Raw genomic sequence first — 22,788 nt, 5'->3', positions numbered from 1 at the left:
TAATGAGTATTATAATTAAAGTTCACGCAAGACAAATTTTTGATTCTAGAGGTAATCCTACTATTGAAGTTGATGTAGTAACTGAAAATGGAGTTTTAGGAAGAGCTGCTGTTCCATCTGGAGCTTCAACTGGAGAACATGAGGCTGTTGAATTACGTGACGGAGGAAAAGCGTTCTTAGGAAAAGGAGTTTTGAATGCAGTGAATAATGTAAATACTGTTATTGCTGAAGAATTAGTTGGAACTTCTGTTTTCGAACAAAACACAATTGATCAATTAATGATTGATTTAGACGGAACACCAAACAAATCTAAATTAGGAGCTAATGCTATTTTAGGAGTTTCTTTGGCTGCTGCAAAAGCTGCTGCAAATGAACTTGGATTACCATTATACAGATATGTTGGTGGAGTTTCTGCAAATACATTGCCTGTTCCAATGATGAATATCATCAATGGTGGTTCTCACTCTGATGCACCGATTGCTTTTCAAGAGTTTATGATTTTCCCTGTAAAGGCGACTTCATTTACACATGCTATGCAAATGGGAACTGAGATTTTTCACAGCTTGAAAAAAGTATTACATGACAGAGGTTTAAGTACTGCTGTAGGTGATGAAGGTGGTTTTGCACCAAACTTGGCTGGTGGTACTGAAGATGCTTTGGATACTATTAAACTTGCAGTTGAAAAAGCTGGATATACTTTCGGTGACGAAATTATGATTGCTCTTGACTGTGCTGCTTCTGAATTTTATGTAAACGGTAAATACGATTATACTAAATTTGAAGGTGAAACTGGAAAAATCAGAACTTCTGAAGAGCAAGCTGATTATTTAGCTGAACTTGCTGCTAAATATCCAATTATTTCTATCGAAGATGGTATGTACGAAGATGACTGGAATGGATGGAAATATTTGACTGAAAAAATCGGACATAAAGTTCAGTTAGTAGGAGATGATTTATTCGTTACTAATGTTGAGCGTTTGTCAACTGGAATTGAGAAAGGAATTGCAAATTCAATTTTAGTAAAAGTGAACCAAATCGGTACTTTAACTGAGACTATTGCAGCTGTAAACATGGCTAAAAATGCAGGATATACTTCAGTTATGTCTCACCGTTCTGGAGAAACAGAAGATAATACTATTGCTGATTTAGCTGTAGCTTTAAACTGTGGTCAAATTAAGACAGGTTCTGCTTCTCGTTCTGATCGTATGGCAAAATACAATCAATTATTAAGAATTGAAGAAGAATTAGGAAGTACTGCTTATTTTCCTGGATTAAACGCTTTCAAGATTAAATAATTGTAAGGTTATATATAGATTTAAACCATCCATTTCTTAATGGGTGGTTTTTTTTTGGAGTTTTAACAAATTCATAGCAGTATTCTTTTTTTAATTAGTCTTAAATTCCTTAGATTTGATAAATTATTATTTTAAAGATTTATTTCCGATATATTATGTCAAAAATAGCTACATTAGAAGTAGATGGTCAAAAAATTGAACTTCCGGTAATCACAGGAAGCGAAAATGAATCAGCTATCGATATTAACAAATTACGTGATTTAACTGGTTTTATTACAATTGACCCGGGATATAAGAATTCTGGATCTTGTAAAAGTGAAATCACCTTCTTAGACGGAGAATTAGGAATTTTACGTTACAGAGGATATTCAATTGAAGATTTAGCTGAAAAAGCAAACTTCTTAGAAGTGTCTTATCTTTTGATTTTTGGTGAATTGCCAACAGCTCAGGAATTAGAGCAGTTTGAGAATGGTATTAAAAAACATACTTTGGTAAACGAAGAAATGAAAAATATCATTGATGGTTTTCCAAAGACAGCACATCCAATGGGTGTTTTATCTGCTTTAACAAGTGCTTTGACAGCATTTAATCCAAAAGCAGTTAATGTTGAAAATGAAAAAGAAATGTACGAAGCCATTTGTAAAACAATGGGTAAATTTCTTGTAATTGCGACTTGGACTTATAGAAAATCTATGGGTTACCCATTAAACTATTATGACAATACACAAGGGTATGTAGAAAACTTTATGCAATTAATGTTTAAATTGCCTACAGGACCTTATTCAGCAAATCCAATTATTGTTGATGCATTAGATAAATTGTTTATTCTTCACGCAGATCACGAGCAAAACTGTTCTACATCTACTGTAAGAATGGTTGGTTCATCTCATGCTGGTTTATTTGCTTCAATTTCTGCAGGAGTTTCTGCTCTTTGGGGACCACTTCACGGAGGTGCAAATCAAGCTGTACTTGAAATGCTTGAAGAAATAAATAAAGATGGTGGAGATACCGATAAATTTTTGGCGAAAGCAAAAGATAAAAATGATCCTTTCCGTTTAATGGGATTTGGTCATAGAGTATATAAAAACTTTGATCCAAGAGCAAGAATCATTAAAAAAGCAGCTAAAGAAGTTTTAGAAACTTTAGGAGTTGATGATCCTATTTTGGAAATTGCTAAAAAATTAGAATCAGCTGCATTAGAAGATGAGTACTTCAAATCAAGAAACTTATATCCAAATGTTGATTTTTACTCTGGTATTATCTACAGAGCACTTGGAATTCCAACAGATATGTTTACTGTAATGTTTGCTATTGGAAGATTACCAGGTTGGATCGCGCAATGGAAAGAAATGCGTGAAAACAAAGAACCAATTGGTAGACCAAGACAAATCTATACAGGACATCCCTTGAGAGACTTTAAGTCGAACAAATAAAATCATTTTAAAGCTTCACTTAACTGTGAAGCTTTTTTTTATCTTTGCCCAAAATATAATAAAGTTATGTTGCAATTAAATATAAAGAACGAAACGTCAAGATTACGGGCTGTAGTTTTGGGTTCAGCTGTTCATAATGGGCCAACTCCATCTGTAGATGAGGCTTATGATCCTAAATCATTGGAACATATTAAAGCAGGAACCTATCCAATCGAAGAAGATATGGTTGTTGAAATGGAAGCTTTTAATACTGTTTTTAAAAAATATGATGTAACTGTTTATCGTCCGGAAATGATTGAAAATTACAATCAGATTTTTGCGAGAGATATTGGTTTTGTAATTGATGATACTTTTGTGAAATCTAATATTTTACCTGATAGAGAACGTGAGTTAGATGCGATTCAATATGTAATTGATCAAATGAATCCTCTAAAGGTAGTTCGTCCTCCGGAAGAAGTTCATATTGAAGGTGGAGATGTTATGCTTTGGAACGATCATATCTTTATTGGAACTTATAAAGGAAGTGATTATAAAGATTATATTACGGCACGAACAAATATGTATGGTGTAAATTATATTAAAGAATTGTTTCCTAATAAAATTGTCAAAGAATTTGATTTAGTAAAATCTAAATTAGAAGCTCGTGACAATGCATTGCACTTAGATTGTTGTTTTCAGCCTGTTGGAAAAGATAAAGGAATTATTTATAAAAGAGGTTTTCGTGAAGAAGCTGATTATTTGTATTTAGTTAATCTTTTTGGATTTGAGAATTTATTCCATATCGAAAGAAATGAAATGTATAATATGTTTTCAAACGTATTTTCGATTGATGAAAATGTAGTAGTTTCAGAAAAAAACTTTACTCGACTAAACAATTGGCTTCGTGCAAACGGATTTACAGTTGAAGAAATTCCTTATGCAGAGATTGCAAAACAAGAAGGATTGTTGAGATGTTCAACTTTACCATTAATTAGAGACTAAATACTTTGTTTCAAGTTTTAAGTTTCAGGTTACAGCAACGTGGAACTTGAAACTTAAAACTTGAAACAAAATAATAAATATAAGACATGAAACAAACAACCAATGCAATCGTAATGATTCGGCCAGTTGCTTTCAGAATGAATGAACAAACTGCTGTAAATAATTATTATCAAAAAGTATTAGATGGACTTTTGCCAAGTACAGTAAATGCCAAAGCACAGCAAGAATTTGATACTTTTGTTGAAAAACTTAGAGCTGTAGAAGTTGATGTTACAGTAATTGAAGATAACTTGGAAACAGATACTCCAGATAGTATTTTTCCAAATAACTGGGTTTCTTTCCATGAAAATGGAGATGTAGCATTATATCCAATGTTTGCTGAAAATCGTCGTCAGGAACGTCGTGAAGATATTTTAGACACTCTTGAAGATAAAGGTTTTGTGATTAATAATATAATGGATTATACATCTGCAGAAGAAGACGGTTTTTTTCTGGAAGGAACCGGAAGCTTACTTTTAGATCGTGCTAATGCAAAAGCTTATTGCGCTTTGTCACCTCGTGCCGATGAGGAATTATTTATTGAATTCTGTGAAGATTTTGATTATGCTCCGGTAATCTTCGAAGCTTTTCAAACTGTTGATGGCGAACGCAAACTAATTTATCATACAAATGTTATGATGTGTTTAGGCGAAACTTTTGCTGTTATTTGTGCCGATTGTATAGATGACAAAAAAGAACGTAAAATGGTTCTTGAAAATCTAAAAGCTGATAAGAAAGAAGTTATTCTAATTACAGAAGCTCAGGTGAATAATTTCGCCGGTAATATGTTAGAAGTTCGTGGAACTAATGATAAAAAATATATTGTGATGAGTGCATCAGCACATCAAAGTTTGACTCCAAAACAAATTTCACAATTAGAAAATCACGCTGAAATTTTAAGTTCAAGCTTAGATACTATAGAAGCTTGTGGTGGAGGAAGTGCAAGATGTATGATGGCTGAAGTGTTTTTGCCAAGAAACTAGATTTTTTAGATATAAAAAAAGGGATAGAGCATTAAGTTTTATCCCTTTTTGCTTTTATATAAATTGAAAGGTAATTTACATCAAATTCCCTTTAACGATGTTAATGATAGAGCTTACAATATATTGAATTCCGATAGAGATTACAATAAAACCAACAATTCTTGATATCGCTACAATTCCGGAAGCACCAAGTATTCTTGCTAAATAATGAGCGCTTTTTAATATTGCAAAAATAGCAAGAGCAATTGCCAGAATTGCTAAACAAGAAATAATGATTTCTTCCATTCCGTGATGTTCCTGATAAAAAGCAATTAATAAAGAAATTGATCCAGGTCCAGCTAACATTGGGATTGCTAGCGGAGTTAAGGCAATGTCATTTCTTTGTTGCGCGTCCGTTTCAACTTTTTTATTGATTCCTCGTTTTTTATTGATTTTTCCTGATAGTAAAGAGAATCCCGAATTTACAATCACAATTCCACCTGCAATACGAAGTGCGTCAATGCTTATTCCAAAAAATGTTAAAACATATTGGCCAATAAAAAAGGAAACTATCAAGATTATAAAAACGTTTATAGCAGTCCAAAGCGAAATACGAGAACGTTCGGCTTGAGAATCGTGTTGGGTCAGTCCAACGAAAATAGGAACCGTTCCGATTGGGTTTAAAACTGAAAAAAGAGCGGCAAATAAATAAATGAATAAATCCATATTGTTTTGGTTAGTGAAGTAAAAATAGTCATTTTTTGATATCTGAAAGCAAATACTTGTTAGGATATTGTCTTTAATGTTGTTATTTCTAAATCAATAACATAAACTAAGCTCGTTCTTTTTGATTACTTTTGTAGAATATTTAAAAATGATGAAAAATAAAAAAACTTTAGTTCTGGGAGCTACCACAAAACCAGATCGTTATGCTTTTAGAGCTGTAAATATGTTAGTTGAAAAAGGACATACTGTTTTAGCAATTGGTCAAAACACAGGTGAAGTTGCCGGTGTTAAAATTCATACTAAAGCAATTCCTGTAAAAAATATAGACACCGTTACCTTATATTTGAATCCTGCACGCCAACGTGATTATTATAATTACATTATCGAAGCTCAGCCAAAAAGAGTTGTCTTTAATCCTGGAACAGAAAATCCGGAATTTTATCAATTATTAGAACTTAATAATATTAAAGCCGAAGTTGCATGTACATTAGTTTTATTGGCAACAAATCAATATTAATTTTTTTAGGAGCTATTTCCAGCTGTCCACTATATCTTTTGTGGTGAACCCCACCACAAAAGGATACCGTTGCCATCTGGGCTAGAAAGAACCTTTTGTATCTATAATTAGTATTCTTGATTATATTGAATTTAGTTGTCCCCAAGTCTACTAAACCATTAAAAATATTACTTTTGTCGTCATGGAATTTTCATCAAAATTAATAGAAAAAGCAGTCAACGAAATGTCACAATTACCTGGTATTGGTAAGAGAACGGCATTGCGATTGGTACTTCATTTATTAAAACAACCAAAAGAACAAACAAGCTTTTTGTCGCAAGCACTACTAAATATGCGTGCCGACATTAAGTTTTGCGAAAGCTGTCATAATATTTCAGATACAAAAGTTTGTGAAATTTGCGCGAACAATTCAAGAAACCATCAAACGATTTGTGTAGTTGAAGATATCAGAGATGTTATGGCTATTGAAAATACGGGACAATACAAAGGAATTTATCATGTTCTTGGTGGTAAAATATCTCCAATTGAAGGAGTTGGTCCTAGTCAATTAAATATTTCAAGTTTAGTCGAAAAAGTAAAAGCAGGAAAAGTAGTTGAGATTATTTTCGCATTAAGTTCAACTATGGAGGGAGATACCACTAATTTTTACATTTATAAACAAATTGCTGAATCAGAAATTATAATTTCTACAATTGCAAGAGGTATTTCTGTAGGTGATGAATTAGAATACGCAGACGAAATTACACTCGGACGAAGTATCTTGCATAGAGTTCCGTTTGAAAAAACTTTCAAAAACAACTAAATATACCCCAAATAAAATATAGATTTCCTGAAGATTAAAGTAAAAGCTATATTTGCGATAAAATCCCAATAATGAGTAAAAATACCTTTTTTATATTACTACTAATCAGTACGCTATTTACATCCTGTATTCCTATAAAAGATTTAGTGTATTTGCAAGATAAAAATAGTTCAGGAGAACAAAATAATATCTCCGCAGTAGAAACCAAACCTTACAGATTGCAAACAAATGATGTTTTAAGCGTTACCATAAAAGCAATAGATCCTAAGTTGGTGTCAATTTTTAGTACTACCGAGAGTGCCTCAACAGTTGGTAAGTCAGAATCAGCTTTATATTTTGACGGATTTACAGTAGATGATCATGGTAATATTAGAATGCCAATTTTAGGGGAAATTAATGTAATTGGATATACTCTTGAAGAAGTTAGAACCAAAATTGAAAAAAAACTACTTGAAGAATATTTCAAAAGTGAAGCAAATATTTTTGTTACAGTAAAATTAGCTGGTTTTAGATACACGATAAACGGAGAAGTTGGAAGTGCCGGAACAAAGACATTGTTTCAGGAACATGTAAATATTATGGAAGCAATTGCAAATGCAGGCGATATTAATACTGTTGGAGATAGAAGAACTGTAACTGTAATTCGTCAAACACCAACTGGAGTATTAATGAATAATTTAGATCTTACGGATGTGAATGTGATGAAATCACCCTATTATTACTTACAGCCGAACGACTATATTTATGTAAAACCATTGAAACAAAAAACTTGGGGAACCGGTCAGACTGGTATTCAATCTATAGGTACTATTATTACCTTATTATCATTGGCAACAACAGTTTATTTGATTATCAAAAATTAAAACTAAATTCAAAAGATGTTAGATATAAAAGATTTTTCCATTTTTGAGAATCATTCGAGTTTTGATTTTAAAGGGTTTTTGCTGAAAATTGCCAGCTACTGGAAATGGTTTTTGGTTAGTTTGATAATTGCATTTACTATAGCATACCAAGTAAATATTCGAAAAGAGAAAATTTACTCTATGCAGACCATGATTTCGATCAAGGAAGAAAGTAATCCATTTTTTACCTCTAATACCAGTTTGGTTTTCAATTGGGGCGGTATTTCAGATCAGGTAAATGGAATTTCTACGATACTACAATCACGTTCACACAATGAAATGGTTGTAGATAAATTACAGTATTATATAGATTATTTGGAACAAGGAAAATATAATTTGGTAGATTCTTATGGAGCAGTTCCTTTTTATGTAAGTATTGATAAAACAAAACCGCAGCTCGCTAATGCTTTAATCAGTATTAAATTCCTAAGCGAAAATGAATACCAAATTAAGATTCCTTTTGAGGTTAATTCAGTTTCTTTAATTACTTATTCTACTAATGTATATAGTAATACTTCCGTTCAGCCTGGAATGTTTGTAAAGAAATATAAAGTTGGGGAACAAGTTGTATTGCCTTTTTTAAATTGGAAATTGCAAATAAATGATAATCCTGGTTTTTATAAAGGGAAAGAATACTTTGTAAGATTCAATAATTTTGATGGAACCGTATCTCGATACAGAGGAATTAGTGTTGATGGTGATAAAGGCGGAGGTTCGTTGTTGACACTTAGCATGTCAGGCACAAATAAAGCAAGAATGGTTGAATATTTGAATGCAACTGTAAAGATGTTGATTAAAATTCAACTAGACGGAAAAAATCAGTTTGCAACTAATACGATTAGATTTATCGATAGTACTTTGGTTGCAATGGAATCGCAATTGAAACAAACTGGTAATGAATTAAAAACTTTCAGGAAAGATAAAAATATTTATGAAATTGAAGGCGGAGGAGCAAAAGTTTCGGATAAAATCACGGATTTTGATGTTGAACGAGATCGCGTTTCGAGAAAAATTAGTTATTATAATTCTTTAAAAGCATATTTAAATAATAGTGTTGATTATTCAAGATTGCCCGCGCCATCTGTGGCGGGAATTGAAGATCCAAATGTAGTTACAAATGTTTCAAAACTTATCGCGCTCTCTACACAAAGATCAGAAATGTCTTATGCTGTAAAGAGTGATAAAATTTTTAAGGATTTTGATAATCAGATGCGGGCAGTTAAGGATGTTTTGTTAGAAAATATAGCGTCGGCAAAAACATCTTTATTATACGACCTGTCTCTTGTTAATGCAAAAATTGGAGAGGCAGAAAGTACAGTAAAACGACTTCCTGAAGAACAACAGGAATTATTGAAAATACAAAGGAAGTATGATTTGAATGACAATATCTATACTGAATTTCTTAAGAAGCGAAATGAAGCAGAAATTGTAAAGGCGTCTAATTTATCAGATATTCATTTTATTGATTCGGCAAAAGATATTGGAGGAGGACTGATTGGTCCAAAAACTTCAGCAAATTATGTATTGGCGCTGTTTTTAGGAATATTAGTGCCCTTGTCATTTGTTTTCTTGTTATTTTTTATCAATGACTCGATTCAAAATACGGATGATATTAGTAAATTGACAAGTATACCGCTAATTGGAGTTATCGGAATGAATAAAGATTTTATAAATCTAGCCGTATTTGATAAACCAAAATCAGCCCTTTCAGAAGCTTTTAGAGGAATTCGTTCTTCACTTCAGTTCTTGTATAAAAAGCAACAAGTAAGTGGAGCAAAAACTTTAATGATTACTTCTACTATTAGTGGAGAAGGAAAAACATTTTGTTCAATAAATATAGCTACTGTTTTTGCCTTAAGTGAGAAGAAAACAGTTGTTGTTGGGTTAGATTTAAGAAAGCCAAGATTGGCTGCTGAGTTTAGTTTAACAAATCAATTAGGAGTAGTAAATTACTTAATTAAACAAAATAGTCTGGATGAAATTGTCAATAAGACACAAATTCCAAATCTTGATGTTATACTTTCCGGTCCGATTCCTCCAAATCCTTCTGAATTGATTTTGAGTGAGGCCATGAAGGAAATGATAGATGAATTAAAGCAAAAATATGATTATGTTATTTTAGACACACCTCCAGTTGGTCTTGTGTCAGATGCATTAGAATTAGTTCAGTATGCTGATGTTTCGCTCTATATCGTTAGGCAAAATTATACTAAAAAAGACATGATAACGTTGTTGAATACAAGAGTTAAGCGTGGTGAATTAAATAATGCAAGTATAGTTTTGAATGGTTATGAGAATAAAGCAAAGTATGGTTCAACATATGGTTACGGATATGGTTATGGAGCTTATTCAAATGGATATCATGATGATGAAGATAAAACAGGATTCTGGAAATCTATTTTGCAAAAAATAAAAAAATAATAATCTGAACTAAATGAAAACGTCAAACCAAAATACTATTCTAATTACCGGAGGAGCGGGTTTTATTGGTTCAAATTTGTGTGAGTATTTTTTAGGACTCGACTATAAAGTAATTTGTTTAGATAACTTTTCGACAGGACATCATTATAATTTGAAGGATTTTATAAATAATCCACATTTTAAACTAATTGAGGGAGATATTAGGAATATTGAAGATTGTAATTTAGCAGTTCAAAATGTAGATTATGTTTTACATCAGGCAGCTTTAGGCTCTGTTCCAAGATCTATAAACGACCCAATAACTACAAATGATGTAAATGTTTCAGGTTTTTTGAATATGCTAGTCGCTTCAAGAGATGCAAAAGTAAAACGTTTTGTATATGCAGCTAGTTCATCTACTTATGGAGATTCGGTAGGATTGCCAAAAGTTGAAGATGTAATTGGAAAACCTTTGTCTCCATATGCAATTACGAAATATGTAAACGAATTGTACGCTGAGATTTTTAGTAAAACTTATGGATTAGAAACTATTGGTTTAAGATATTTCAATGTATTTGGAAGAAAACAAGATCCTAATGGAGCTTATGCTGCAGTGATTCCTAAATTTGTTGCACAATTGATGAAATATGAAAGTCCAGTAATTAATGGTGATGGAAATTATTCGCGTGATTTTACATATATAGATAATGTAATTCAGATGAATATGCTGGCAATAACAACTCAAAATCCTAATGCAATTAATACAGTTTATAATACGGCTTTTGGAGATCGAAATACATTAAATGATTTAGTTGGATATTTAAAAAAGTATTTAGCCGAGTTTGATACTAAAATTGCTGATGTGGAAATTGTTTATGGATCAAGTAGAGCGGGAGATATTCCACATTCATTGGCAAGTATTGATAAAGCAAAAACAATGTTGGGATACAATCCTGAATATTCTTTACAAGATGGCTTGAAAGAAGCAGTGATTTGGTATTGGAATAATTTGAAATAAAAGGATCAAGATAATAGTAAATTAAATGAAAATTACAAAAATTTGTTGCATTGGAGCAGGTTATGTTGGAGGTCCAACAATGGCAGTGATTGCTCAAAAATGTCCAAATATTCAAGTGACAGTTGTAGACTTGAATGAACAAAGAATTAAAGACTGGAATGATCCAAACACAGATAATATTCCAATTTATGAACCTGGACTTTCAGAAATAGTAGCCGAAGCAAGAGGGAGAAATCTTTTCTTTTCGACAGAAGTTGAAAAAGCAATTGATGAAGCTCAGGTAATTTTTATTTCAGTTAATACGCCAACCAAAACTTATGGTAAAGGAAAAGGAATGGCTGCAGATTTGAAATATATAGAGCTTTGTGCCAGACAAATTGCAAAAGTGGCTAAGCAGAATAAAATTGTTGTTGAGAAATCAACCCTTCCAGTGAGGACAGCTGAAGCAATAAAAAGTATTTTAGATAATACAGGAAATGGAGTTCAGTTCCAGATTTTATCTAATCCTGAATTTTTGGCTGAAGGAACTGCGGTTACAGATCTATTAAATCCAGATAGAATTTTAATAGGTGGAGATTCGACACCAGAAGGTGAAGAGGCAATTAATGCACTGGTTGATGTATATGCTAACTGGGTTAGTAAAGATAAAATCCTTACTACAAATGTTTGGTCTTCAGAATTGTCTAAGCTTACAGCAAATGCATTTTTAGCGCAACGTATTTCGTCTATAAATGCAATGTCTGAATTGTGTGAACAAACAGGTGCAGATATTAATGAAGTAGCAAAGGCAATAGGAATGGATAGCCGTATTGGATCAAAGTTTTTAAAAGCTTCGGTTGGATTTGGAGGTTCTTGTTTTCAGAAAGACATTTTGAACTTAGTTTATATTGCAAAATCATACGGATTAACAGAAGTTGCTGATTATTGGGAACAGGTTATTATAATGAATGATCATCAAAAAAGAAGATTTTCAAATAAGATTGTTCAAACCTTATATAATACGGTTGCAGATAAAAAGATTACTTTTTTAGGCTGGGCTTTTAAAAAGGATACGAATGATACACGAGAATCTGCAGCAATTTATGTAGCCGATGATCTAATTAATGAGCAGGCAAAAATTGCTGTTTATGATCCGAAAGTTTCGAGAAATAAAATGTTAAATGATCTGGATTATTTAGAAACAAGATCTGCTCAGGAAAATAATTCAAAAGTTGTAACGTTTGATAATGCATATGATGCCTGTAAAGGCGCGCATGCAGTTGCAATTCTAACAGAATGGGACGAGTTTGCAACTTATGATTGGCAAAAAATTTATGACTCAATGCATAAGCCTGCGTTTCTTTTTGATGGTAGAAATATATTGAATTCAAAAGAAATGGAATCAATAGGATTTATTTACAAAGGAATAGGTTCTTAGATAAAAATTATTGGGATAAATTTGGTACGAAATGAGAAAAGAATGGATGGGTTTGAAAGTTTTATTTCAATATAAAAAGAAAAGATGAATTGGTATGTAGTGTATACAAAGCCTAAATGGGAGAAAAAAGTTGCCGACAAGTTGAATCAAATAGGTGTTGAGTGTTATTGTCCATTAATTATCCAGATGAAACAATGGTCAGATCGTAAGAAAAAGGTTGAAGTACCTCTTTTTAATTCCTATGTATTTGTTCAATTGGCAGATATTGACCGTAATTCTGTTTTTCAAGTATCCGGAGTAGTACGTTATTTATTTTGGCTCGGGAAACCTGCGATCGTCCGTGATGAAGAGATTAACAGTATAAAAACAAGTCTTAAAGCTCCAAACATAAGTGATATATCAGTTACTTCAATTCAGGTTGGAGATCGTATAAAAATAGAAGCCGGAGCTTTCAGTAATCAGGATGCTATTGTTCAGGAGGTATCAAACACATATTATACATTAGTTTTAGAATCTTTAGGCTGCGTCCTTAAAATAAAATATAAATAAAGTAGTTATAGTTTAACTATTTTCAATTAAAAACAGAAGATGGAATTCTTTAATTTGAGAATTTATTTTTCTGTTTTTTTTATAATGTAATTTTTTACAGACTGATTGATAGTAGATTGGTGAAGCTGGTTTTGTTTAATTAGTCCGTTTTTATAGGATTACGGGAAAGCGTATTGAATAAATTGACTTAATATGTTATATTTGCCGAAATTGGTTTTTAGGAATCTGTATCAAATTTTGTGATTCAGAAGGGCGAAGCCGTGAGTTTTAATGACTGAATTAGTTAAAAAAGAACATAAAAATGGATAAAAATATTAAAATAGCGGTTATTGGTTTAGGTTACGTTGGTTTACCTTTAGCGAGATTGTTTGCTACGAAATATTCCGTTGTTGGATTTGATATAAATCAGTCACGAGTGGCATCTTTAAAATCAGGTACAGATACAACATTGGAAGTCGATGATGAAACTTTGCAAAAAGTTTTGGTCGATCAGTCTAATGCTGAAACAAGATTATATTGTACGACTTCGTTAAATGATATTGCAAATTGTAATTATTTTGTAATTACTGTCCCGACTCCCGTAGATCGAAATAATCGCCCAGATTTAACACCTTTATATAAGTCGAGTGAGACTGTAGGTAAAGTTTTAAAAAAAGGAGATATTGTAATATACGAATCAACTGTTTACCCCGGAGTTACAGAAGAACAATGCGTTCCGGTTTTGGAAAAAATTTCAGGGTTAAAATTTAATGAAGACTTTTTTGCAGGTTACTCACCAGAGAGAATAAACCCGGGCGATAAAGAACATACTGTTGAAAAAATTCTGAAGGTAACTTCAGGATCAACGCCAGAAATAGGATTAAAAGTAGATGCTTTATATAAATCTGTAATAACTGCAGGAACACATTTGGCACCCACAATAAAAGTTGCTGAAGCTGCTAAAGTTATTGAAAATTCACAACGCGATATTAATATTGCTTTCGTTAATGAATTGGCTAAAATATTCAACTTAATGAATATTGACACGCATGAAGTACTAACTGCAGCTGCAACAAAATGGAATTTTTTGCCTTTTAAACCTGGTTTAGTTGGCGGACATTGTATTGGAGTAGATCCTTATTATTTAGCGCAACGTGCTCAGGAATTTGGATACCATCCAGAAATAATTTTGGCAGGCCGACGTCTAAATGATAGTATGGGAGAATATGTAGCTTCGCAAGTCGTTAAGTTGATGATTAAAAAAGGGATTTCAGTTAATGGTGCTAATCTTTTAATGCTAGGAATTACCTTCAAAGAAAATTGCCCTGACGTAAGAAATACAAAAATTGTTGATGTTGTAAGGTCATTAAAAGAATATGGGATAACTGTTACATTATACGACCCGCTTGCTAATATTGATGAAGTTAAAAAAGAATATAGTTTAGAAACTGTAAATTCTGTCCCAAAAGAAAAGTTTGATGCTATTGTACTGGGAGTTGCTCACAGTGAATTTTTAAGCTTGGATTTTTCAGAATTACAGAAAGAAAATAGTTTATTATATGATGTAAAAGGCGTTTTAGGAGCTATAGCAGATAATAGGTTGTAGTAAATAAAAGTTCTTTTTTTATTTAAAAAAAATGGAAACAAACAATTCAATCATACACGTAATTCTAACTGGTGGAATAGGCAGTCGATTGTGGCCGCTTTCGCGAAGAAGTCAGCCTAAACAATATTTGGAAATGTTTGAAGGTAAATCTTTATTCGAAATGACAGTTGATCGTAATAGCCATTTGGCGGATAAAGTCATGGTTGTTGGAAATGTTGATAATCATAGTCTAAGTGGGACAGTAATGGATAAGTCTAAAACGACTTATACTAATATTGTTGAAGCTACTCCACGAAATACTGCTGCTGCAATTGCTTTTGCTGCATTTGCCTCTAATCCGGAAGATATTTTGATTGTAACTCCTTCGGATCATATTATTGAAAAAATGGAGGATTACAATAAAGCTATAGATGAAGCTATTTTAAAAGCTAAAGATGGTTTTATTGTGACTTTTGGGATTATTCCAACTAAGCCTGAAACAGGTTATGGATATATAGAATCGAAAGGAGATAAAGTTTTGTCATTTCGTGAAAAACCAAATGAAACAACAGCCAAAGAGTTTATAGCGAGAGGTAATTTTTTATGGAATAGTGGAATGTTTTGTTTTAAAGCTGGAGTTCTTCTTGATGAATTAAAACAATTCCAACCAGATGTATATGAAAAATCTAAAGCAGTTTGGGAGGCAAGTAAAGAAGGTTTTCTAGATTTAGATTTGTCTTTAGAAATTCCATCAATTAGTATTGATTATGCTGTTATGGAGCGTAGTAAAAAAATCAAGGTAGTTCCTGCTGCATTTTCTTGGTCTGATTTAGGATCTTTTGAATCAGTTTACGATTATCTGGTTTCAAAAGGACATTCTATTGATAATAATGGAAATATGGTTATCGGTACCGAAAAGTACACTGCGTTTTTAGGATTGAAAAACACTATTTTTGTTTATACAGATAGCGCAAATTTAATCTTACAAAGAGAGAACTCGCAAGATGTAAAAGATTTATATGGTGAATTAGAAAGACAAAACTCAGAATTATTAAATTAATATGAAAATGAAAAAAATTCTTATAACAGGAGGCGCAGGTTTTATTGGTTCACACGTCGTAAGACGATTTGTTAATAAATATCCAGAATATCAAATCTATAATTTAGATGCGTTAACATATGCAGGAAATCTTGAAAACATTAAAGACATTGAGAATAATGCTAACTATACATTTGTAAAAGGGGATATCGTAGATGAAACTTTTATAAATGATCTCTTTTCTATTCATAATTTTGATGGGGTTTTACATCTGGCTGCAGAATCTCATGTTGATCGTTCTATTGAAGATCCATTATCATTTGTTAAGACAAATGTTATCGGAACAATGAATTTATTGAACGCAGCGAAGAATCAATGGAAAGATAATTTTGAAGGTAAGCGTTTTTATCATATAAGTACGGATGAAGTCTATGGTTCATTAGGTGCAGAAGGACTTTTTACAGAAACGACATCTTATGATCCAAATTCACCCTACTCTGCGTCAAAAGCAAGTTCAGATCATTTTGTAAGAGCTTATGGTGAAACTTATGGTTTACCTTATGTTTTGACAAATTGTTCTAATAATTATGGATCATACCATTTTCCGGAAAAATTAATCCCTCTTTTTATAAATAATATAATTAATAATAAACCGTTGCCAGTCTACGGAGATGGTAATTATACACGTGATTGGCTATTTGTAGAAGACCACGCAATTGCAATTGATTTAGTTTTTCATGATGGGAAAAATCATGAAACCTATAACATTGGAGGTTTCAATGAATGGAAGAATATTGATTTAGTAAAGTTGCTATGTAATATTATGGATCAAAAATTGGGTAGATCAGAAGGCAAATCCCAAGAGTTGATTACTTACGTGAAGGATCGACCAGGACACGATTTAAGATATGCAATTGATGCTTCAAAAATTAATAAAGAATTAGGTTGGAAACCATCAGTAACTTTTGAAGAGGGTTTAGAAAAAACGATTAATTGGTATCTTAATAATGAGGAATGGCTGCAAAATGTCACATCAGGTATCTATAAAGAATATTATCAAAAGCAATATTCATAAATATCTAAATCTCTGTTTTAAATCTTTTTAGGTTAAAAATATAATTCATATGAAAAAAATAACTTGCGTTCTTATACTGTTTTTCGGTTTATTAACGTCTATAACTGTTAATGCCCAAGGCATACTTCAATCTAAAGATCTAAGTGCTATTAAAGTCGATTATTTGTCTCAAGATGATCTTGTCAAAATTGCTGCACAATTACAGAGTAACAATATGACTATTGATCAGGCTGAACCAATAGCGCTATCTAAAGGAATGAGTCAGGACGAGTTTGACAAACTTAAAATTAAGTTACAAGATCTAACCAATACATCCGGGAATATTTCTAATACTAATCAGACTAAGAATAGTAAACCAGAATTTGGAAGGGATCAAGCAAAAATCGTCAATAACAAAGTTAAAGATTCTGTCAATGCTTTAATTTTCGGATCTGAACTTTTTGATAATCCTAGTTTAAATTTTGAGCCAGATCTAAAATTGGCAACACCAATGAATTATATCTTAGGACCAGGTGATGAGTTACAAGTAAGCGTTTATGGAGTTCAGGAATATAATGCTAGTATTCCAGTAAGTGTTGAAGGTAAAATTAGTATTCAATATGTTGGACAGATTGCAGTTTCGGGAATCACGGTTGAAGCAGCGACACAAAAAATTAAAGCGTCGATTGCAAAGGTTTACAGTTCTGTTCGATCTGGACAATCACAAGTAAGCGTTAGTTTGAGTAGAATACGTACAATAAAAATTACTGTTGTTGGTGGTAAACAGCCAGGTAATTATTCAATATCATCTTTAGCTACAGTTTACAACGCTTTACATTTGGCGGGAGGTCCTGGTAAAAATGGCAGTTACAGAAATATTGAGTTAATTAGAAATAATAAAGTTTACAAAAATATTGATATTTATAGATTTTTGGTAAAAGGAGACCAATCAGATAATGTCAACTTAAAAGATAATGACGTCATTAGGATTCCTACTTATAGTCAACGCGTAATTCTTAATGGAGAAGTAAAACGCCCCGGGATTTTTGAAATAAAAAAGGGAGAGACTTTTACCGATTTGCTAAATTTTGCATCGGGATTTAATGAATTTGCTTACACAGCTTCTGTGGGTGTGATGCAAAAAACAGGAAAAGAATTTAAAGTTCATGATATAAACGAAAGTGAATATAATTCTTATTTACCTCAGTCTGGAGATGTTTTTAAAGTAACTAAAATTTTAAATAGGTTTGAAAACCGTATTAAAATTGATGGAGCCGTTTTTAGACCTGACTATTATTCTTACAATGAAGGTATGAGGATTTCAGATCTTATTACCAGAGCAGAGGGGCTTAAAGAAGATGCTTATACAAAAAGAGCCAGAATTATTCGTTTAAAATCTGATTTGACTACTGAAATTGTAAACGTGGATTTAAATGCTGCTTTATCAGGAGATTTAAACGCTGATTTAGAGTTAAAAAGAGAAGATATTTTGACGGTTTATTCTATTTTGGATTTCAGAGAAAAGTATAAAGTGACTATTGACGGAGAAGTTAAAAATCCTGGAGTATATGAATATTTTGAAAATTTAACATTAAATGATTTGGTTGTCCAAGTTGGTGGTTTAACGGGTTCGGCATCTAAAAGAGTTGAAATTGCACGAATGATTAAATCTGATGTGATAGATGAGAATGATCCAAAACGTATTGAGCTTTTAGAACTTGAAATTACAGCGGGAAATAATGAACAGATTAAAAATTTTATTCTAAAACCTTTTGATGTTATTAATATTAGAAGAATTGCTGTTTATGAAAAACCTGAGATGGTTGTTGTTAGTGGAGCTGTTACGTATCCAGGAAAGTATGTTTTAGCAAATAAAAAAGAAACTGTTTATAATGTTGTAATGCGAGCAGGTGGAATTACATCAATTGCTGATATTGATGGGGTGAAAATTAAAAGACCAATCAATCAAGATCAAATTGATCAGATTGAAAGTGTAGATTTAAATTTGAATAAATCTAAAAATGACTCTATTGATTCAAATGATAAATTAGCAAGAAAATTGAAAGAAGATTTAAAATTTGCAACTATACCAGTTAATTGGGAAAAGATTGTTAAAGATAAAAATCACTATTCAAATGTTACGTTGTTTCCGGGGGATCAAATTATAGTCGCAACTTTTAATGAAGGTGTAAAGGTAACAGGGAATGTTTTGCTTACCTCTGAAATTCCTTACAGAAGAGGAAAAGGTTTTAAATACTATATTAATGCCGTAGGAGGAGCAGACAGTAAGGGGTGGAAGAAAAAGGCTTATATTATTTATCCAAATGGTAAAGCTTCAGTGACAGGATCATTTTTGTTTTTCAGATCTTATCCAACAGTGGCGCCAGGTTCTCAAATTGTCGTTCCAGAAAAACCTGAAACTAATAGAATGACTACAGGAGAATGGGTCAGTATAGGCAGTGTTATCACTAGTTTAGCATTATTAATTGTAACAGCTTTTAAATAGATTATTTTAATGGATATCGAAACTATTAAAAATGACGAAATTTCGTTGAAAGAATTATTCGAAAAAGCAAAAGAATGGTATGGTTATTTGCTTTCTCAATGGAGAATAATTATGTTAGCCGGAGTGGTGGGTGGAAGCATTGGTTTAACGTATGCTTTTATCAAAAAGCCAATTTATACAGCCACTTTGTCATTCGCCTTGGAAGATGACAAATCTGGAGGTGGAGGATTGGGGAGTGCTCTAGGATTGGTTAGTTCATTAGGGCTTGATCTTGGTGGAAGTAGTGGTGGAGGAATGTTTTCTGGATCTAATTTAGCAGAGCTTTTTAAATCTCGATCAATGGTCGAAAAGACTCTATTGATGCCTGTTAATTTGAAGGGAAAAGTAATTTCTTTGGGTGAAATGTATATTCAGAACAACAAATGGCGAAAAGAATGGGAAGATAATCCAAGATTCGTGAATATTCAATTTCCGCCTAACGCGGATCGTCGAAAGTTTAGTAGAGATCAAGATAGTATAATGGGTGAAATGTATTCTGCTTTGTCAAAAAAAGGTTTGTCAGTAGCTCAAAAAGATAAAAAAATTTCGATAATTAGTATAGATGTTGCGTCTACAAATGAACTTTTTTCAAAATTTTTTTGTGAAGGCTTGGCTAAACAGGTTTCTGATTTTTACATTTCTACTAAAAGTGAGAAAGCGAGAGTTAATATGGCTATTCTTGAAAGACAAACAGATTCAATTAGAGGAGAGTTAAATGCTGCAATTACAGGAGTAGCGGTTGCAACAGATAATACTTTTAATTTAAACCCTGCTTTAAATGTGCGTAAAACACCATCAGCTCGTCGACAAGTCGATGTTCAGGCAAATACTGCTATACTGACAGAGCTAGTGAAACAGACAGAGTTGGCAAAAGTTACATTAAGAAGAGATACTCCCTTGATACAAATAATTGACAAACCAATTTTACCTTTAGTAAAAGAACGTTTTGGAAAAATCAAAGGAATTGTTCTAGGTGGATTTTTAGCGAGTTTTTTGATAGTTCTATTCTTGATTGTAAGGAAGATATTTAGGGCGTCATAGATTTAAGATAGTTAACCGAAGCCAGATAGTTGTTAGGATTCTAAGGAGGTAAAAACGATGTAAAGTATTTAGAAATAATGGGTAATAGGAAGAAGATCTAGTAACTTTTTAGTGCTCTTGATAAAAATATAAAAAGTTTACCTAAAATAAAAGATTACGCAAATGTTTTCAAAATATAAAAACAAAAATTAATGAAAATACTTATTACAGGAGGAGCTGGATTTATTGGGTCCAATTTATCTGAGTACTTTTTAAATAAAGGTTATCAAGTAGTTTGCTTAGATAATTTTTCAACAGGGAATAGAAAAAATTTGATAAATTTTTTAGATGATTCTAAATATGAATTGATAGAAGGGGATATCCGTAATTTATCGGATTGTCAAAAAGCTGTAGCGGGGGTGGATTACGTTTTACATCAAGCTGCGTTGGGTTCAGTACCTCGTTCTATAAATGATCCTATTACAACAAATGATGTCAATGTTACTGGGTTTTTAAATATGCTTACTGCTTCACGTGATGCTAAAGTAAAAAGATTTGTTTACGCAGCTAGTTCATCAACTTATGGAGATTCAGTTGGTTTGCCAAAAGTAGAGGAAGTTATTGGAAAACCACTTTCTCCTTATGCTATCACAAAATATGTTAACGAATTATATGCTGAAATTTTTAGCAAAACGTATGGTTTGGAAACCATTGGACTAAGATATTTTAATGTGTTTGGAAGAAAACAAGATCCAAACGGAGCGTATGCAGCTGTGATACCTAAGTTTGTTATGCAATTGATGAATTATGAAAGTCCTGTAATTAACGGAGATGGTGATTACTCCAGAGATTTTACATATATCGATAATGTAATTCAAATGAATGAGTTGGCTATGACTACTCAAAATCCAACGGCAGTTAATACGGTTTATAATACGGCTTATGGAGACAGAACGACTCTGAAACAATTAGTCGGTTTATTAAAGGAAAATTTATCGACTTTTGATGCGAAAATAGCTAATGTTGAAGTAATTCACGGCCCTAATAGAGCGGGAGATATTCCTCATTCTTTGGCTAGTATCGATAAAGCTAGAGCCTTATTAGGATATCAACCTCATTTTTCCATTCAAGATGGTTTAAAAGAAGCTGTTACTTGGTACTATAATAATTTAAAATAAAAATTTAAGGATCAATCTATTGAATAGTTGGTTATATTAAGAATTAGATTTATCATGAAAAAAATTGCGATTATTGGACTTGGTTACGTTGGACTTCCGTTGGCCAGATTATTTGCTACTAAATATTCTACTGTGGGTTTTGATATAAATAAATTCAGAATTACAGAATTAAATAGAGGTCATGACAGTACTCTTGAAGTAGAAGATGATATCCTTCAGGCTGTCTTAGTCAATCAGTTTTCAGATCAAAAAGGGCTTTTTTGTACAGATAATTTGGAAGTTTTAAAGGAATGTAATGTTTTCATAGTTACTGTGCCAACACCTGTTGATAAAAATAACCGACCTGATTTAACACCACTTTATAAAGCAAGTGAAACAGTTGGGAAGGTTTTAAAAAAGGGAGATATTGTAATTTATGAATCTACAGTATATCCAGGAGTTACAGAGGAAGAATGTGTGCCTGTACTGGAGAAAATATCCGGATTAGTTTTTAATGTTGATTTTTTTGCTGGATATTCTCCAGAAAGAATTAATCCAGGAGATAAAGAACATACAGTTGAAAAAATTTTAAAAGTTACCGCAGGTTCTACTCCAGAAATAGGTATCGTAGTAGATGAGTTGTATAAAAGTGTTATTACGGCAGGAACTCATTTAGCACCATGCATTAAAGTTGCCGAAGCTGCAAAGGTAATTGAAAATTCACAACGTGATATTAATATTGCTTTTGTAAACGAATTGGCTAAAATATTTAATTTAATGAATATTGATACGCATGCTGTTTTGGAAGCAGCAGGTACCAAATGGAATTTTCTGCCTTTCAAACCAGGATTGGTTGGAGGGCATTGTATAGGAGTTGATCCGTATTATTTAGCGCAACGTGCACAGGAATTTGGGTATCATCCTGAAATTATATTGGCTGGTCGTAGATTAAATGATAGTATGGGTGAGTATGTAGCTTCACAAGTAGTAAAATTGATGATTAAGAAGGGCATTTCTATAAAAGGGGCTAATTTATTGATGTTAGGAATTACTTTTAAAGAAAATTGTCCTGATGTGCGTAATACAAAAATTGTTGATGTCATTGAAGCTTTGAAGGATTATGGTATTGTAGTAACCACCTATGATCCATGGGCAAATCCATCAGAAGTAAAACATGAATATGATTTAGTAACAACCGCGATTTTACCTACTGAACGATTTGATGCAGTAGTTTTAGGAGTAGCACATAAAGAGTTTTTGACTATTAATACCCAGTCTTTGCAAAAGGAATGTGGGGTTCTTTATGATGTTAAAGGAATCTTGTCAGAAGGAGTAGACGGAAAACTATAATAAAAATCAGAGAATAGG

19 protein-coding genes are annotated in these 22,788 nt (G+C 32.3%); 18 read left to right on the top strand and 1 reads right to left on the bottom strand.

Annotated elements, in window-relative coordinates; genetic code table 11:
- Window positions 1-2 precede the first annotated feature (2 nt).
- The 4 genes from eno to ctlX all read left to right on the top strand — a co-directional run bounded on the left by eno (window position 3) and on the right by ctlX (window position 4,731).
- Window positions 3-1,295 carry a phosphopyruvate hydratase gene (eno, locus tag CLU81_RS09140; RefSeq protein ID WP_055093067.1) on the top strand — a complete coding sequence of 431 codons (1,293 nt, stop codon included), beginning with the start codon at window positions 3-5 and terminating at the stop codon, window positions 1,293-1,295.
- Between the two features lie 155 nt (window positions 1,296-1,450).
- On the top strand, window positions 1,451-2,728 hold the full coding sequence (locus tag CLU81_RS09135; RefSeq protein ID WP_099709534.1) for a citrate synthase: 1,278 nt from the start codon (window positions 1,451-1,453) through the stop codon (window positions 2,726-2,728).
- A gap of 66 nt (window positions 2,729-2,794) precedes the next feature.
- Window positions 2,795-3,709 (top strand): dimethylarginine dimethylaminohydrolase family protein, encoded by a 915-nt coding sequence (locus tag CLU81_RS09130; protein WP_099709533.1) that lies wholly within the window; start codon window positions 2,795-2,797, stop codon window positions 3,707-3,709.
- An 86-nt stretch (window positions 3,710-3,795) separates the two neighbouring features.
- Entirely contained in the window at window positions 3,796-4,731 is a 936-nt protein-coding gene (gene ctlX, locus CLU81_RS09125; protein WP_099709532.1) for a citrulline utilization hydrolase CtlX, read from the top strand.
- 75 nt (window positions 4,732-4,806) lie between these two features.
- Here the strand turns inward: ctlX and CLU81_RS09120 are convergent, their stop codons facing one another.
- Entirely contained in the window at window positions 4,807-5,436 is a 630-nt protein-coding gene (locus CLU81_RS09120) for a MarC family NAAT transporter (RefSeq protein WP_099709531.1), read from the bottom strand.
- A gap of 151 nt (window positions 5,437-5,587) precedes the next feature.
- Between CLU81_RS09120 and CLU81_RS09115 the strand changes: the two genes are divergently transcribed.
- From CLU81_RS09115 to CLU81_RS09050, 14 genes are all read left to right on the top strand, one after another.
- The gene (locus tag CLU81_RS09115) at window positions 5,588-5,953 is read left to right on the top strand and encodes a CoA-binding protein (protein WP_099709530.1); all 366 of its coding nucleotides are present in this window, start codon (window positions 5,588-5,590) and stop codon (window positions 5,951-5,953) included.
- Between the two features lie 181 nt (window positions 5,954-6,134).
- On the top strand, window positions 6,135-6,755 hold the full coding sequence (recR, locus tag CLU81_RS09110) for a recombination mediator RecR (protein WP_099709529.1): 621 nt from the start codon (window positions 6,135-6,137) through the stop codon (window positions 6,753-6,755).
- A gap of 71 nt (window positions 6,756-6,826) precedes the next feature.
- Entirely contained in the window at window positions 6,827-7,618 is a 792-nt protein-coding gene (locus CLU81_RS09105; protein WP_099709528.1) for a polysaccharide biosynthesis/export family protein, read from the top strand.
- 15 nt (window positions 7,619-7,633) lie between these two features.
- Window positions 7,634-10,078 carry a polysaccharide biosynthesis tyrosine autokinase gene (locus CLU81_RS09100; RefSeq protein WP_099709527.1) on the top strand — a complete coding sequence of 815 codons (2,445 nt, stop codon included), beginning with the start codon at window positions 7,634-7,636 and terminating at the stop codon, window positions 10,076-10,078.
- Window positions 10,079-10,091: 13 nt separating this feature from the next.
- Entirely contained in the window at window positions 10,092-11,075 is a 984-nt protein-coding gene (locus tag CLU81_RS09095) for an SDR family oxidoreductase (protein WP_099709526.1), read from the top strand.
- Window positions 11,076-11,100: 25 nt separating this feature from the next.
- Entirely contained in the window at window positions 11,101-12,492 is a 1,392-nt protein-coding gene (locus CLU81_RS09090; protein WP_099709525.1) for a UDP-glucose 6-dehydrogenase, read from the top strand.
- Window positions 12,493-12,576: 84 nt separating this feature from the next.
- Window positions 12,577-13,041, top strand: coding sequence for a UpxY family transcription antiterminator (locus CLU81_RS09085; protein ID WP_099709524.1), 465 nt, complete (start codon window positions 12,577-12,579; stop codon window positions 13,039-13,041).
- 301 nt (window positions 13,042-13,342) lie between these two features.
- Window positions 13,343-14,626, top strand: a complete 1,284-nt coding sequence (locus CLU81_RS09080; protein WP_099709523.1) for a nucleotide sugar dehydrogenase — start codon at window positions 13,343-13,345, stop codon at window positions 14,624-14,626.
- A 31-nt stretch (window positions 14,627-14,657) separates the two neighbouring features.
- Window positions 14,658-15,665: a mannose-1-phosphate guanylyltransferase gene (locus CLU81_RS09075; protein WP_099709522.1), complete on the top strand. Its 1,008-nt coding sequence runs from the start codon at window positions 14,658-14,660 to the stop codon at window positions 15,663-15,665.
- Between the two features lie 7 nt (window positions 15,666-15,672).
- Window positions 15,673-16,719 carry a dTDP-glucose 4,6-dehydratase gene (gene rfbB, locus CLU81_RS09070; protein ID WP_099712715.1) on the top strand — a complete coding sequence of 349 codons (1,047 nt, stop codon included), beginning with the start codon at window positions 15,673-15,675 and terminating at the stop codon, window positions 16,717-16,719.
- 49 nt (window positions 16,720-16,768) lie between these two features.
- Window positions 16,769-19,204 (top strand): SLBB domain-containing protein, encoded by a 2,436-nt coding sequence (locus tag CLU81_RS09065; protein WP_099709521.1) that lies wholly within the window; start codon window positions 16,769-16,771, stop codon window positions 19,202-19,204.
- A gap of 9 nt (window positions 19,205-19,213) precedes the next feature.
- Window positions 19,214-20,284: a Wzz/FepE/Etk N-terminal domain-containing protein gene (locus CLU81_RS09060; protein ID WP_099709520.1), complete on the top strand. Its 1,071-nt coding sequence runs from the start codon at window positions 19,214-19,216 to the stop codon at window positions 20,282-20,284.
- Window positions 20,285-20,475: 191 nt separating this feature from the next.
- Entirely contained in the window at window positions 20,476-21,441 is a 966-nt protein-coding gene (locus CLU81_RS09055) for an SDR family oxidoreductase (protein WP_099709519.1), read from the top strand.
- A gap of 54 nt (window positions 21,442-21,495) precedes the next feature.
- Window positions 21,496-22,770, top strand: a complete 1,275-nt coding sequence (locus CLU81_RS09050) for a nucleotide sugar dehydrogenase (protein WP_099709518.1) — start codon at window positions 21,496-21,498, stop codon at window positions 22,768-22,770.
- The last annotated feature ends 18 nt before the right edge of the window (window positions 22,771-22,788 follow it).

It is taken from the genome of Flavobacterium sp. 9 (assembly GCF_002754195.1).
In the GTDB taxonomy this organism is placed as follows: domain Bacteria; phylum Bacteroidota; class Bacteroidia; order Flavobacteriales; family Flavobacteriaceae; genus Flavobacterium.
Note: the sequence above shows the minus strand (reverse complement) of the source record. Positions and strands in the feature narration are given on the sequence as shown.